The organism is Streptomyces sp. 8N616 (genome assembly GCF_052246385.1).
Classification (GTDB): Bacteria; Actinomycetota; Actinomycetes; order Streptomycetales; family Streptomycetaceae; genus Streptomyces.
The window spans coordinates 143,105-157,262 of the sequence record NZ_JBQQBY010000010.1; the positions used below are offsets into that span (position 1 = coordinate 143,105).

Here is a 14,158-nt window from a genome sequence, read left to right on the forward strand (position 1 = left end):
TGCCGGAACCCCCCAGCGACTGCAGATCGGATACATCTGCCCTGGTGAGCGACTGTCTGATACATCAACCATCATCAAGTACCCGGTTGTCACTCTGTCTTGAACATTCAGGGAGAGACCAGGCGGGCTTTGGCTTTTACCTCGGCGCGGTACTCTCTCAACTCCCGCACCGCCCACCGGATGACCGACCGTCCGACGGAGGGCAGCCGGGTAGAAAGCGATTTCACGTGAGACGATTTCTCCACGAGGCCCCCGAATTCCTTGCGGTCACCGCTCAGTTCACCGGAGCAAGCTCCGATCCAGAGAAGGAGACCACCATCGTGCCGACTCCCCTATTCGCTACCGTCCCCCTGCACGCCTTGGTCGCCGGTCCCCACGGCGCATGGCGACCGGGCCGCATCCTCACCACACGGACCGGCCACGCCACAGTCACCCGTCCGGCGACCGTCGAGGATCACGCCGCCGTCAACCCCCTTCACAACCGCTGCTCGTTGGCGTCCCTCTGCGCCCGCTACCAGAACCCGCGCCGCGTCCTGAGCGCGGCCGAGTGGCGTCACATGACACACCCCGACCGCGGCCTGAGCTGGGTCACCCACCCCCAGGGTGACCCGCACACCGTCATCGCGGTGCTGAATCTGATGCGTACCCAGGAGGAGCGCACAGCCGAGCTGGGACTGCTGGTCGAGGACGGCTGGCAGAGCAGGGGCCTGGGCACCGCACTCGCCCGCCACGCCTTCGAGGCCGCTCCCATGCTGGGCTACCGCACAGTGACCGTGCTGACCGGAGCGGACAACGTCCGCATGCTGCGCATACTGAAGGGCGTCGGCGCCACGCTGCCCCCTCCCTCCGGAACGATCGTCAACGCGACGCTCCTCGTGGAGTAGGACTGCCGGGCGCCCTCGCGGGAGCGTGGCTGAGGGCCATGACGGAGCCGGCCCGCGCTGACCGGCGGGTCACCCGGGCGGTTCCGACAGATGCGCCAGGATGCCGCAGACCTCTTCCACGATCTCCCGCGCCTCTGCCGTGTCCGCGCAGTCGGCAAGCTCGCGGGCCGCCCCGCCGATCACCGATGTCAGCAGGGTCACCCGGACCCGGCCGGCGCGGCGGGTCTCGTCCACCCTGAGGAGCTTGGCGTTGCGCCGTACCCAGCAGCGGTCCCACTGCCGCCGCACGGCGTCGAAGCCGGTGGGGCCGTCGTTCTCCAGCAGCAGTCTGCCGATGCGCCGCTGCTCCCAGGCGCCCTCCAGATACGCCCGGGCTCCCGCCACGAACAGGGCGATGGGGTCCTCGACGCCCTTGCCGCGCGCTTCGGCCACGACCGCCGCGGTCCGCCGCTCCTGCTCCTCCTGGAACTCCTCCCACAGCGCGAGGTACAGCCCTCTCTTGCCTCCGTAGTGGTGGAGGAGGTTCCCGACAGCGGTCCCGGAGCGCGCGGCGATCTCGGTCACGCTCGCGTTGCTGTAGCCGCGCTCGGTGAACACGTCGAGTACGACGTCCAGCAGCGCGCGCCGTGCCGGGAAGTCCGCCGCGGCCGCTGTGGAGGCCGGACTCGCGGTCCGGTCCGAATAGGTCTGGCTCACTGCCCGCCCTCGCCTTCCCCGGCCGCGTCGCGGATGGCGAGGGCGACCAGCAGTTCCAGCAGGTCCGCGATCCGGCGCGGGTTGCGCCCGGTGCGTTCCTCGATACGGCGCAAGCGGTAGTGCGCCGTGTTGTGGTGCACCCGCAGCCGGTCCGCCGCCAGCCGCAGGTTCAGGTCCGCCTGGGCGAACGTCCGTATCGTCGCCGCGAGTATGCCCCCGCGCTTGCGGTCCTCGTCCAGCAGGGCGCTCACCCGGGGGTCGACCAGCTGGCGGGCGATGTCGTCGGCGCGCAGCGCCAGGTACTCGAAAGGAGACAGCCTCGGCAGCGCCGCCACCCCGCCCCCGCTCGGTACGAAGTCCAGGGCGGCCCTCGCCTCCTGGTAGGCGCGTGGCAGCTCGGAAGCGCCTCCGGCCACCGTGCTGATGCCCATGGCCAGCACGGTCCCGTCCTTGGCGAGGCGCTGCTGCAGGGCCTCGAAGCGCGCGCACAGGTCCTCCGGCTCCATGCCCGTGCGCAGCACCGGCACGGCCACGATCTCGCCGTGCCGTACGACGACCAGGGTTCTGGCGGCCCGTATGCCGGCGGCGGAGAGTGCCGCACTGGTGGCGTAGCCGCTCTCGGCAGCCGCATCGGCCCCTGCGACACAGACCGCCACGACCGCCATCATCGACGCGTGCGGGCCGATGCCGTACGCCTGTGCCGCGGCCATCAGCGGGCCGCGGCTCGGCGAACTGCCCGCCAGTAGCTGTTCGAGCAGGTCCCTGCGCTCGCGGTCCGCGTCCGCCACCACATGCTGCTGGAACTCGACGTAGGCCTGGGCCGCGTGCGTACTGGCGTATTCCATGTACCGCATCAGCGGGTCGACCAGGGTCAGCGCGGCCTCCTGCGCGGCGGGCGACGTGCCCGCACACTCGAGCACCGCATCCCAGAAGACCTGCCGGCCGACCCGGAAGGCGCTGATCCAGTCCTCGAGTGGGAACCCGGCGCGGGCCCTCCTCATCGCCGCGGTCCTGCTGAAGACCAGGTCCTCGGGGGCGATGCTCCGCTCGCCCGCCAGCAGTGCCAGCGTAATCCGGTAGTGCGAGAGCACCTGGTGGCGCACGTCCTCGAAGAACCGCTGGTCCTGCACCGCGTACGACGGGATCTCCGCACGCATCACCGCGACGGCGGTCTCCGCGACCTCCGCCACCCGCTCCCTTACGGCGCACAGGATCCGCAGCCGCTCATTCCGCAGCGGCTCGGAGAGGTGGGGCGTACCCAGGACGAGTGCACGAGGCATGGGCGGATCCTCGCCGTCGAACCGTGAGCCGTCAACAAGATGCGCACCGACTTTTTCCGCAGAACTGTTCGCGGCGCACAGGGGTCCGGCAGTGAAGTTGGGTGTTCGCACCCAATGCCCACGAAGAGGACACCCACTTACTGTGACGCTCGCCTACCCCCCAAGGCCCTGTACCTTTCGAAAGGGCGGCACCCATGCTCGCGGTCGACGATATCACCGTGCGCTTCGGCGGGATCACAGCTCTGGACGGCGTCGGTTTCGCCGTCGAGCAGGGCACCGCCGTGGGGCTCATCGGTCCCAATGGAGCCGGTAAGACCACTCTGTTCAACTGCCTCACCCGGCGCTTCACGCCCGACGCCGGCACGGTGCGCTACGACGGCGAGGACCTGCTCGCGCTGGCACCGCACGCCGTGGCGCGGCGCGGCATCGCCCGCACGTTCCAGAACCTGGGCCTGTTCCAGCGGCTCACGGTACGGGAGAACGTCATGGTGGGCGCCCACCACCGGGGCCGCGCCGGGTACGCCACCGCCGCGCTCCGGCTGCCCCGGGTCCGGCGCGAGGAGGCCGAGCTGCGCTCCCGGGCTGACGAACTGCTGCACCGGCTCGACCTGGCCGACGTCGCCGACCACCCCGCTTCAGGACTGCCCTTCGGCACCCTCAAGCGCGTGGAACTGGCCAGGGCGCTGGCCGTGCGGCCCCGGCTCCTGCTCCTCGACGAACCGGTCAACGGGCTGAGCCACGGAGAGGTCGAGGAGTTCGCGGAACTGGTCAGTGCGGTGCGCCGGGACTTCGACCTCACCCTGGTCGTGGTGGAGCACCACATGGGCTTCGTGATGGGGCTGTGCGACCGGGTGGTGTGCCTGGACTTCGGGCGCAAGATCGCCGAGGGCCCACCGGAGCAGGTCCAGCGCGACCCCGCCGTCATCGAGGCGTACCTGGGGGCGGCGGCATGAGCGATCCGACGAAGGACTCCCCGGCTGAGGGCACTCCGGCGGAGGGCATTCCGGCGGCGGAGTCCGCGGCCCCGGACTTTCTCCAGGTGTCGGACCTGCACGCCGGATACGGGCAGGCCCGGGTGCTCCACGGCATCGGCTTCTCGGTCGGGCAGGGCGAGGTGTGCGCAATCCTCGGGCCCAACGGTGCGGGGAAGACCACGACACTGCGGGCGCTCAGCGGCATGGTCAAAGGCAGCGGTTCGGTGACCCTGAACGGCACCGAGCTGCTGGGCCGCTCTCCCGAACAGGCCGCCAGGCTCGGGGTGGCGCACGTGCCCGAGGGCCGCGGCACGTTCAACGAGCTCACCGTCGAGGAGAACCTGCGCGTCGGCGCGTATCTGCGCACCGGGCGCGGCCGGGGCAGGAGCAGGGGCGAGCGTGGCGCCGTCACGGCGGACCTGGACCGGATCTACGGCTACTTCCCCAAGCTGCGCCAGCGCTCCCGGCAGGCCGCGGGCAGCCTCAGCGGCGGCGAGCAGCAGATGCTCGCGATCGGCAGGGCGCTGATGCTCCGCCCCGCGCTGCTGCTCCTCGACGAGCCCTCACTGGGCCTCGCACCGCTGGTCACCCGCGAGCTGTTCCGGATCGTCCGTAATGTCAACGAGGAGGAGCGCACGACCGTGGTCGTCGTCGAGCAGAACGCCAGGCTCGCGCTGGACATCGCGCACCGGGCCCACGTACTGGAGTCGGGCCGCCTCATGCTGTCGGGTCCGGCCGAACAGATCCGCCAGGACGAGCAGGTCGCCGAGGTCTACCTCGGCGTCTCCGTCCGGGCCGGCGAGGGCGGGTGACCGGCGTGGCCGAATTTCTCCAGCAGGTCGTGGAAGGGCTCGGATCGGGCTCGGTCTACGCGAGCCTCGCCCTGGCCCTCGTCCTCATCCACCGGTTCACGGGGATCGTCAACTTCGCCCAGGGCGAGCTCGCGATGATCTCCACCTATGTGGCGTGGCAGCTGATCGCTTCCGGGATGCCGTTCTGGCTGGCGCTGCCGGTCACGCTCGCGGTCTCGTTCGCGGGCGGCATGCTCATCGAACGGGTTCTCATCCGGCCCGTCGAGGGCGCACCGGAGCTCACCATCGTCATCGTCACCGTGGGCCTGTTCATCTTCGTCAACGCGGTCGCGGGCCTGATCTGGTCGTTCACCGTGAAGGACTTCCCGCAGCCGTTCCCCGACGGCGGCATCGACCTCGGCGGGGTGAGCGTCGGCTGGTCCACGCTCGGCGTGATCGGAGTCGTGGCCGTGGTGATGGGGCTGCTGTACCTGCTGTTCCAGCACACCGGGATCGGCCTGGTGATGCGTGCGGTCGCCTGCAACCCCGCCTCGGCCAGGCTCTCGGGCATCCGGGTGGGCCGGGTGCTGATGCTGGGCTGGGGGCTGGCCGCGACGGTCGGCGCGCTGTCGGGCGTGCTGGTCGCCCCGCTGCTGTTCCTGGAGCCGAACATGATGGGCGGGGTTCTCATCTACGCCTTCGCCGCGGCCACCCTCGGCGGCTTCGACAGCCCGGTGGGCGCGGTGGCGGGCGGCCTGGTCGTGGGTATCGCCGAGACCCTGGCGGGGGCCTACGCGGAGTTCGTCGGCGCGGATCTGAAGATCGGCGTACCACTGCTGATCATCCTTGTGGTCCTGCTGGTGCGCCCGCAGGGTCTCTTCGGCCGGGCGGCGGTGGAGCGGGCATGAGCAACGGGAGATTCACCACCATGGATGCGCGTGCCGCGCGCCTGCTGCGCCCGCTCGCGGCGCTGGTCCTCGCCGTCGCCCTCCTCGGGGCTCCGTTCTACTTCGCCCCGTTCCGGGTCTTCCAGCTGACGATGGTGCTGCTGTACGCGGTGGCGCTCGCGGGCCTCAACCTGCTGGTCGGGTACGGCGGGCAGATCTCGCTCGGGCACGGCGCGTTCTTCGCCGTGGGGGCCTACACGGCGGCGGTCATGCTCGACCGGTTCGATACGGGCCACCCGGCCACGCTCCCGGCCGCCGCCGCAGCGTGCTTCCTGCTCGGGCTGGGCTTCGGGGTGCCGGCACTGCGCCTGCGCGGCCTCTACCTGGCCCTGGTCACCCTCTCCCTCGCGGTGTTCCTCCCGCCGCTGCTCAAGCGGTTCGAGTCGGTGACGGGCGGCTCGATGGGCCTGACCGTGGACAAGCCGCAGCCGCCCTCCTGGACGGGCCTGGCGGAGGACCAGTGGCTGTACTTCCTCGCCCTCGCCGTGGCCGCAGTCGCGCTGCTGGCCGCCCGCAACCTGCTGCGCTCGCGCGTCGGCCGGGCGCTGCTCGCCATCCGCGAGAACGAGGCCGCGGCGGAGGTCATGGGAGTGCGGCTCTCGTTCCACAAGACCCTCGCCTTCGCATGGAGCGCGATGTTCGCGGGTGTCGCCGGCTGCGTCTACACCTGGGTGATCGGGTTCGTCTCACCCGACTCGTTCAGCTTCGTCCTCTCCGTCACGCTGCTGGCCGGCCTCGTCGTCGGTGGCCTGGCCTCGCTGTACGGGCCGCTGCTCGGGGCCGCGTTCGTGATGTACGTGCCGAGCATCGCGCAGGACGTCAGCGAGGCCGCGCCGGGCGTCGTCTTCGGCCTGCTGATCATCGTGGCCATGTACGTGGCCCCGACCGGACTCGCCGGTCTGGTGGGGCGCGTCGCGCGCGCGGACCGGTGGCGCCGCCTCCCCTTCCTCCGGGCGCAGGCGCGTCGCGCGCCGGAGTCCGTTCCCCCCGCCACACCCTCAGGTTCCGAACCACTGGACGCCGTGCCACTCGGCACACCGTCCACACCGGGAAAGGGATGATTCCGGATGCGTCAGAAAACAGCGATACGCGCAGCCGCGGCGGGAATCGCCGCCCTGCTCACCGCCACCGCCTGCTCCAGCCAGCGCGGAGAGGAGGACGCAGGCACCGCGGCGGACGGCGCCTGCAAGGGACAGCAGACCACCGGCATCACGGACAAGAGCATCAAGCTCGGCGGGGTCTACCCGCTGTCCGGGCCCGCCTCCGCGTACGGCACGATCAGCAAGGGGGTCAGCGCGTACTTCAAGTACATCAATGCCGAGAAGGGCGGCATCGACGGGCGCAAGGTCGAGTTCATCGTCCGTGACGACGGCTACCAGCCGCCGAAGGCCGTGGAGGAGACCAGAAGACTGGTCGAGAAGGAGAAGGTCTTCGCGGTGTTCCAGACCCTGGGCACCCCGTCCACGGCGACCGTGTGGGACTACCTCAACCGGCAGAAGGTGCCCCAGCCGTTCGTCGCCACGGGCGCCTCCATGTGGGGCACGGACACCAAGCACCCGTGGACCACGGGCTGGCAGCCCAACTACGTCGCGGAGTCCCGGATGTACGGCGACTACCTCAAGGACGAGAAGCCCAAGGCCAAGGTGGCGGTGCTCTACCAGAACGACGACTTCGGCAAGGACCTGCTCGGCGGCTTCAAGCAGGCCGTCAAGGGCAGCAAGATCAAGGTCGTCGCCGAGGAGAGCTACGAGGTCACCGACCCGTCCGTCTCGGCGCAGATGGCGAACCTCGCCCGTTCCCGGGCGGATGTGCTGCTCAACATCACCACGCCCAAGTTCGGCAGCCAGGCACTCGCCGCGGACGCGAAGAACGCCAAGTGGAACCCGCTGCACATCGTCAACAGCGTCTCCTCGTCGACGAGCGTGCTGCAGCCCGTCGGCTTCAAGAACGTGCAGGGCGTGGTCTCGGCCACCTACTTCAAGGACCCCGCCGACCCGCAGTGGGCGGACGACGCCGAGATGAAGGCGTACCGCAAGGCGCTGAAGAAGTACGAGCCGGAGGCCGAGCCCTCGATCCAGCTCAACGCCTACGGCTGGGCCGTGGCCTCCAGCCTGCACAAGGCGATCGACGCGATGGAGTGCCCGACGAGGGAGGGGCTGCGGGACGCCGTGCGGAACCTCAAGGACGTCAAGGTGGACATGCTGCTGCCCGGCGTCACCCTGGCCACAGGGCCGGACGACGGCTTCCCGATCGAGACGATGCAGATGATGCGGTTCAAGGGCGAGCGCTGGAGGCTGTTCGGCGAACCGCTGGACACGCGCAAGGAGTTCGGCCCCGTCACGGACTGAGCGGCGATTGACGGAGAAGGGCCTGACCGGCAGGGACCGGTCAGGCCCTTCGCTGTTGTCGGTGCCCCGGCCGTCTGCAAGGATTGACTTTTGTCACGAAAGGAGCATCTCGTGGTATCTCGCCTCAATCCGTACATCAGTTTCGACGGCAACGCGCGGCAGGCCATGGGTTTCTACAAGCTCGTCTTCGGCGGCACCTTGACGCTGAACACTTACGGTGAATTCGGTGCGCAGCACTCCGGCGACGCCGACAAGATCATGCACGGCATGCTCGAGACCGGCAGCGGGTTCACGCTCATGGGCGCCGACACCCCGCCGGGGATGGAACACAAACCCGGGAACAACATCGCGGTGAGCCTGAGCGGGGACGACGCCGATGAGCTGCGCGGCTACTGGCAGAAGCTGTCCGAAGGCGGCACCGTGTCGGTCCCCATGGAGAAGCAGATGTGGGGCGATGTGTTCGGCGCGTGCGTGGACCAGTTCGGCATCTCCTGGATGGTCAACATCATCGAGCCGCAGGCCTGACATGCCCTCGCTGGGTTTACCACCGCCCCGCGATGAGTTTCGCCGCTTCCCTTCGTCCTATCGGGAGAACGCAGAGAAGTGCGAGGGCATCCATGTTGAACAAACAATTCACCGCGACCCTGCAAAAGAGCCCGGACAAGGGGGGTGGACCTACGTCGTCTGGCCCGACTCGGTCGAGTTCTTCGGCACCCGGGGCCTGGTAAAGGTCCGCGGCACGATCGATGGTCACCCGTTCCGGAGTTCCTTCATGGCCCTGGGGGACGGTACGCACAAGCTGCCGGTGAAGGCCGACGTGCGCAGGGCGATCGGGAAGGAGGCCGGAGACACGGTGACGGTCCACCTGGATGAGCGGGTGGATGAGCGGGGGGAGGGTGGCCATCGTGGCTGACGATGAGACGCAGATCCGGGCGCTGATCGAGCGCTGGGCGAGGGCAGTGCACGAAGGCGATCTGGACGGTGTCCTGGCCGATCACGCCGACGACATCGTGATGTTCGATGTGCCTCCGCCCAGCGACGGGGTGCGGGGCATCGACCGCTACCGCGAGACATGGCCGCCCTTCTTCACGTGGCAGCAGCAGGGGGCCTCTTTCGAGATCGTCTCGCTCGACGTCACGGCGGGAGACGAGGTCGCTTTCGCGCACGCACTGCTGCGCTGCGGAACCCAGAGGGAACTGCGAGAAGATCCCGAGAACCGTCTGCGCCTGACCATCGGGCTGCGGAAGGACCGCGGACGCTGGGTCGTCGCGCACGAGCACCATTCATTCCCGCTCAAAGACTGACGGTGCAGCTCCGTCCGCCGATGCGCTGAACCGGCCGCCATTCCGTCGCCCGGCACCCGATCCGTCGCCTCCGTCGCCTCCGTCGCCGAGCGGTTATCCACAGGCCTGGCCGGCGCGGCGAGCGAGCTGGCAGGATCGCCGCATGGTTACGGCACACCTCCGCATCGGCAGGCGCCGCGCCGCGCAGGCCGCGGTCGCGGCCGCCGTCGCGCTCGCGCTGCTGCTGTGGTGGCTGCTGCCGTTCGGCAAGGCGCCCTCGCCGCAGGGCTCGGTGTCGTTCGCGACGGGCGTGCCCACCGGGGTGTATGCGCGCTACGGCGAGCTGCTGAAGAGATATCTGGCCAAGGACCTCCCCGATGTCGATGTGCGGCTGCAGTCGAGCGAGGGGTCGGTGCAGAACATCAGACGGGTGATCTCCGGCGAGGCCGGGTTCACCATCGCCACGGCCGACGCCGTCGCCACGTACCTCGACCGGGGCGGCAGGGGGGCGGACCGGCTCCGGGCGTGCGCGCGGCTCTACGACGACTACATGCAGCTCGTGGTCCCTGCAGGGTCGCCCGTGGAGCGCACCGCCGACCTGCGCGGAAAGCGGGTCGCCATCGGGCAGAAGGGGTCCGGGGTGAGCCTGATAACCGGCCGGCTGCTCACGGCGGCGGGGCTCGATCCTGAGAAGGACATCGAGCCGGTCGAGGTGGGCATCGATAAGATGCCCGACCTGCTGCGCCAGGGGAAGATCGACGCCTTCTTCTGGTCCGGCGGGCTGCCGACCCAGGCGGTCTCGGATCTCGCCGACGACTTCGGCATACGGCTGGTGCAGCTCGGTGACCTCGTGGACGAGCTCCATGCCCAGGGCGCCGCGACGCGCTACTACCGGGCCGCGGTGATGCCGGCCGACGCATATCCCGAGGTGCAGAACGGCAAGGCGGTGAGGACGATAGCCGTGGCGAATCTGCTGGTGACCACCGAACATGCGGAGCCGGGGCTCACCGAGGGCATCACCCGTACCGTGATCGACAGCCGGGACCGAATAGGCAGCCGGGTGCACGCGGCACAGCTGGTGGATCTGCGGACGGCGATCTTCACGGACCCGCTGGAGCTGCACGAGGGCGCTCGCCACTACTACGGCTCGGTCAAGCCCTGACCGCATACGGCCCGTCGCCGGAGGGGCGGGCCGTACGGATCTCGGACGGGGTCGTGATGCTCGGTGTCGGTGTCCGGGGCCGTGGGTCGGGGCCATGGGCTGAGGCCGGGGAGGGGGCCGGGGACGGGGCGGGGGGTGGGGGGCCCCAGGATCGGGGGCCGGGGTCAGGCCTGGGCGCGGGAGATCCGCAGCGTGACGATCTCGAACGGGCGCAGCGACACCGCCACCGCGCCACCCTCGAGCCGCGGCTGCGTCTCGCCCACCGGACCGTCGGCGAGCGGGCGCTCCAGGAGGTCGCAGGCCGTGACTCCGGTTGCCTCGAACCCGGTGGTCAGGCGGGCGGCTGCCCGTCCGCCGCGTGATTCGTAGGCGCGGATGACCACGTCGCCGCTCGCGTCGTCGGCGAGCTTGACCGCGGTGACCACGACGGCGTCGTCGTCGACGGTCACGAGCGGGCTGACCTCGGCATCGCCGGGTACGCGGCGCTCGGGCAGGTTCACCCGGTAGCCCTCGCGGACCGCGTCGCCGATGCCGGCGCCCGGGACCAGGGCGTGGCGGAAGCGGTGCACGCCCTGGTCGGTCTCCGGGTCGGGGAAGCGCGGGGCTCGGAGCAGGGACAGCCGCACCGTGGTGGTCGTGCCCCGGTCTTCGCGGACCGTGCGCGTGACGTCGTGCCCGTACGTCGAGTCGTTGACGAGCGCGACGCCCCAGCCGGGCTCCTCCAGGTGTACGAAGCGGTGGTTGCAGGCCTCGAACTTGGCTGCTTCCCAGCTGGTGTTGGTGTGGGTCGGCCGGAAGAGGTGGCCGAACTGGGTCTCGGCCGCGTAGCGGTCGGCGTGGATGTCCACCGGGAAGGCCGCCTTGAGGAACTTCTCGGTCTCGTGCCAGTCGACCTCGGTGTCGATGTCCAGCCGACCGGTGCCCGCCGCGAGGGTCAGCACCTGGGTGGCCTTCGACTCGCCGAACGAGCGGACCACGCGCACGGACACCGAATCCGGGCTCTCGTCGGCGACCGCGACCTCGTCGGCGTCCACCAGGTCGGTGACGGTGTTGCGGTAGAAGGCGTCCACGTCCCAGGCGTCCCACATGTTGGGGAAGTCGGGGTGGAGCTGCAGCAGGTTGGCCGCCTGGCCGGGGGCGACGGTCTCCCGGCCGGACGCCAGGTCGTAGGCGGAGACGACCAGGCCGCGCTCGTCGACCTCGACCCGCAGCAGGCCGTTGTCCAGGACGTACCCGCCGCCCGGCCGGGGCGCGAGCGCGGCCCGGTCCTCGGCCGGCGCGGTGCGCCCCGCGCCACCCGCGGGGACCCCGCCGCGGGCGTGCGGCGCCGCGTTGAAGACGAGCTCACCGCCCGAGGCGGCGTCACCGGCGAGCGCCCGCTGGGCCCCGGCGATGATCCCGTTCAGCTCCTCGGCCACAGCTGCGTACGTCTTCTCCGCTTCGCGGTGTACCCAGGCGATCGACGACCCCGGGAGGATGTCGTGGAACTGATGGAGCAGGACGGTCTTCCAGATCCGGTCCAGCTGCTCGTACGGGTAGGCGTGGCCGGTCCGTACGGCGGCGGTAGCGGCCCACAGCTCGGCTTCGCGCAGCAGGTGCTCGCTGCGCCGGTTGCCCTGCTTGGTCCTGGCCTGGCTGGTGAGCGTGGCGCGGTGCAGCTCCAAGTACAGCTCCCCCACCCACACCGGCGGGTTCTCGTACTCGGCCTCGGCCTTGGTGAAGAACGCGGCGGGCGCCTCCCAGGCGACCTGCGCCGAGCCCTCGAGGTTCCGCAGGCGGGCGGCCTTGGCGATCATCTCGCGGGTGGTGCCGCCGCCTCCGTCGCCCCAGCCGGTCGGGGCCAGCGAGCGGCTCGCCACGCCCTTGTCCTTGAAGTTGCGGACGGCGTGGGCGATTTCGCGGCCGTGCATGGAGCAGTTGTACGTGTCCACGGGCGGGAAGTGGGTGAGGATCCGGGTGCCGTCGATGCCCTCCCACAGGAAGGTGTGGTGCGGGAACGTGTTGACCTGGCTCCAGGAGATCTTCTGGGTGAGCAGCCACTTCGCCCCGGCGGCCCTGATGATCTGCGGCAGGCCCGCGGCGAAGCCGAAGGTGTCGGGCAGCCACGCCTCGTCGTTCTCGACGCCGAACTCGTCGATGAAGAACCGTTTGCCGTGTACGAACTGCCGGGCCATCGCCTCGGAACCCGGCATGTTGGTGTCGGACTCCACCCACATGCCGCCGGCCGGCACGAACCGGCCCGCGGCCACGGCCTTCTTCACCTTCGCGTAGACCTCGGGCCTGTGCTCCTTGATCCAGGCGAACTGCTGGGCCTGCGACATGGCGAAGACGAAGTCCGGTTCGTCCTCGATCAGCGCGGTCATGTTGGAGGCGGTGCGGGCGACCTTCCGTACGGTCTCGCGCAGCGGCCACAGCCAGGCGGAGTCGATGTGCGCGTGGCCCACGGCGCTGATCCGGTGCGCGGACGGCTGGGCGGGCGTGGCAAGCACGCCGGCGAGCTGCTTCCGGGCCGCCGCCGCCGTGCCGTTCACGTCCTGCAGGGCGATCGCGTCGAGCGCGCGGCCGATGGCGCGCAGCAGCTCCCAGCGCCGGGCCCCGTCCACCGGCAGCTCGTGCATCAGCTCGCCCAGCACTTCCAGGTCCTGGATCAGCGCCCAGACGGTCTCGTCGAAGACGGCGAGGTCCATCCGCTCGATCCGGTACAGCGGGTCGGTGCCGGCCGTCTCCTTCTCGCCCAGGTGGGTGGGGCGGAACGGATTGTCGCCCAGGATCACGGGGTTGGACGCGGACTCCAGGTGCCACAGCACCTCCTCGCCGCCTGCCACGGGCGAGCCGACCCTCACCCACTGATTGCGCGGGTTGAGACCCTTCACCGGCGTGCCGTCCGCGGTGTAGACGAGCGCCTCGCACTGGAAACCCGGCATACGCTCGTCGAAGCCCAGGTCGAGGACGGCCTCGACGGTCCTCCCTGCCCATTCCTCCGGCACCCTGCCGGACACCCGGAACCAGGTGGTGCCCCAGGGCGCGCCCCACAGTTCGCCCACGGAGACGGGCCTGTGCTCGGCGGCAAGCCCCTCGGCGACCGGCACCGGCTCGCCCGGTGCCACCCAGGCTGCCACCTCCAGCGGGACGGACTCGGGGTAGAGGGCGGGGCGGATGCGCTCCTCGAGTACGCGCCCCAGCCGGGCCTCGATCAGACTGCGGTCATCGTGCATGGGGGGATGCTCCGTAACTGCTCGTCGGCTGTGCGGGTTCTGCTGAGGTTCGGTCCAGTGCGTCAGTCCAAGGCTTCGGTCCACGGGTTCAGGCCGCCTGGTCCGGGGTGATGACCTCCGTGATCCCCCGGGCTGCGAGGCGTTCACTGTCCCGCGCGTGCCCGGCGAGCACAACGGCCGGGCGTGCGCCCTGAGCCGCCGGCTTCATCCAGACCTCGAAGATCTGCCCGCCCGGAGCGCAGGTGGAACGCAGCGGCGCGGAATCGCTCTCCCCCGGGTCCACCACCAGCGCGCTGGAGCGCACCTTCGCGACCATCTTCAACACCGGCCACGGGACGGCCTGGTACGAGGAGGGCGAGCGGACCGGGGAGGCCGAATGGAACCACCTGGGCCTTCAGGACCGGCTGCCCGGCCGCCGCTGGGCGGTCCGCACGGGCGTCCGGCTCACCGCGACCGGCGGCTCCGCCCGCTGGCGGCTCGGCGCGCTCATGGCGGGCGGGGCGGCCGTGCCCCCCGGCCCCAGAGGCGGCCCGGATCACCGCGTCCCGCGTCGCCTCCGCAGATGAGGCCGCGCTGCG

Annotated in this window: 13 protein-coding genes and 1 pseudogene; 11 read left to right on the forward strand and 3 right to left on the reverse strand. The window is 70.4% G+C overall.

The window, feature by feature from the left end; translation table 11 throughout:
- Positions 1 to 227 precede the first annotated feature (227 nt).
- Positions 228 to 884 (forward strand): GNAT family N-acetyltransferase, encoded by a 657-nt coding sequence (locus ACTWQC_RS11700; protein ID WP_443315553.1) that lies wholly within the window; start codon positions 228 to 230, stop codon positions 882 to 884.
- 69 nt (positions 885 to 953) lie between these two features.
- On the opposite strand, the gene ACTWQC_RS11705 is transcribed toward ACTWQC_RS11700, so the two are convergent.
- Together ACTWQC_RS11705 and ACTWQC_RS11710 are read right to left on the reverse strand one after the other, a co-directional pair.
- Positions 954 to 1,580 carry a TetR/AcrR family transcriptional regulator gene (locus ACTWQC_RS11705; protein WP_443315554.1) on the reverse strand — a complete coding sequence of 209 codons (627 nt, stop codon included), beginning with the start codon at positions 1,578 to 1,580 and terminating at the stop codon, positions 954 to 956.
- Complete coding sequence (locus tag ACTWQC_RS11710; RefSeq protein ID WP_443315555.1) at positions 1,577 to 2,860, reverse strand: PucR family transcriptional regulator; 1,284 nt, start codon at positions 2,858 to 2,860, stop codon at positions 1,577 to 1,579. Before ACTWQC_RS11710 ends, ACTWQC_RS11705 begins: the two co-directional genes overlap by 4 nt.
- A gap of 194 nt (positions 2,861 to 3,054) precedes the next feature.
- Here ACTWQC_RS11710 and ACTWQC_RS11715 point away from each other — a divergent pair, with 194 nt between their 5' ends.
- From ACTWQC_RS11715 to ACTWQC_RS11755, 9 genes and pseudogenes are all read left to right on the forward strand, one after another.
- Positions 3,055 to 3,813: an ABC transporter ATP-binding protein gene (locus tag ACTWQC_RS11715; RefSeq protein ID WP_443315556.1), complete on the forward strand. Its 759-nt coding sequence runs from the start codon at positions 3,055 to 3,057 to the stop codon at positions 3,811 to 3,813.
- On the forward strand, positions 3,810 to 4,646 hold the full coding sequence (locus ACTWQC_RS11720) for an ABC transporter ATP-binding protein (protein ID WP_443315557.1): 837 nt from the start codon (positions 3,810 to 3,812) through the stop codon (positions 4,644 to 4,646). Before ACTWQC_RS11715 ends, ACTWQC_RS11720 begins: the two co-directional genes overlap by 4 nt.
- Before the next feature lie 5 nt (positions 4,647 to 4,651).
- The gene (locus ACTWQC_RS11725) at positions 4,652 to 5,533 is read left to right on the forward strand and encodes a branched-chain amino acid ABC transporter permease (RefSeq protein ID WP_443315558.1); all 882 of its coding nucleotides are present in this window, start codon (positions 4,652 to 4,654) and stop codon (positions 5,531 to 5,533) included.
- Complete coding sequence (locus tag ACTWQC_RS11730; RefSeq protein ID WP_443315559.1) at positions 5,530 to 6,633, forward strand: branched-chain amino acid ABC transporter permease; 1,104 nt, start codon at positions 5,530 to 5,532, stop codon at positions 6,631 to 6,633. The genes ACTWQC_RS11725 and ACTWQC_RS11730 overlap by 4 nt, the downstream gene beginning before the upstream one ends.
- A gap of 6 nt (positions 6,634 to 6,639) precedes the next feature.
- The gene (locus ACTWQC_RS11735) at positions 6,640 to 7,920 is read left to right on the forward strand and encodes an ABC transporter substrate-binding protein (protein WP_443315560.1); all 1,281 of its coding nucleotides are present in this window, start codon (positions 6,640 to 6,642) and stop codon (positions 7,918 to 7,920) included.
- A 111-nt stretch (positions 7,921 to 8,031) separates the two neighbouring features.
- Positions 8,032 to 8,445 (forward strand): VOC family protein, encoded by a 414-nt coding sequence (locus ACTWQC_RS11740; protein ID WP_443315561.1) that lies wholly within the window; start codon positions 8,032 to 8,034, stop codon positions 8,443 to 8,445.
- Between the two features lie 92 nt (positions 8,446 to 8,537).
- A pseudogene (locus ACTWQC_RS11745) lies at positions 8,538 to 8,833 on the forward strand (DUF1905 domain-containing protein).
- On the forward strand, positions 8,826 to 9,224 hold the full coding sequence (locus ACTWQC_RS11750) for a YybH family protein (RefSeq protein WP_443315562.1): 399 nt from the start codon (positions 8,826 to 8,828) through the stop codon (positions 9,222 to 9,224). The pseudogene ACTWQC_RS11745 and the gene ACTWQC_RS11750 overlap by 8 nt, the downstream one beginning before the upstream one ends.
- Positions 9,225 to 9,366: 142 nt before the next feature.
- On the forward strand, positions 9,367 to 10,365 hold the full coding sequence (locus ACTWQC_RS11755) for a TAXI family TRAP transporter solute-binding subunit (RefSeq protein WP_443315563.1): 999 nt from the start codon (positions 9,367 to 9,369) through the stop codon (positions 10,363 to 10,365).
- A 164-nt stretch (positions 10,366 to 10,529) separates the two neighbouring features.
- Here the strand turns inward: ACTWQC_RS11755 and ACTWQC_RS11760 are convergent, their stop codons facing one another.
- Positions 10,530 to 13,580, reverse strand: a complete 3,051-nt coding sequence (locus ACTWQC_RS11760) for an alpha-mannosidase (RefSeq protein WP_443315564.1) — start codon at positions 13,578 to 13,580, stop codon at positions 10,530 to 10,532.
- 242 nt (positions 13,581 to 13,822) lie between these two features.
- Between ACTWQC_RS11760 and ACTWQC_RS11765 the strand changes: the two genes are divergently transcribed.
- Complete coding sequence (locus tag ACTWQC_RS11765; RefSeq protein ID WP_443315604.1) at positions 13,823 to 14,146, forward strand: hypothetical protein; 324 nt, start codon at positions 13,823 to 13,825, stop codon at positions 14,144 to 14,146.
- The last annotated feature ends 12 nt before the right edge of the window (positions 14,147 to 14,158 follow it).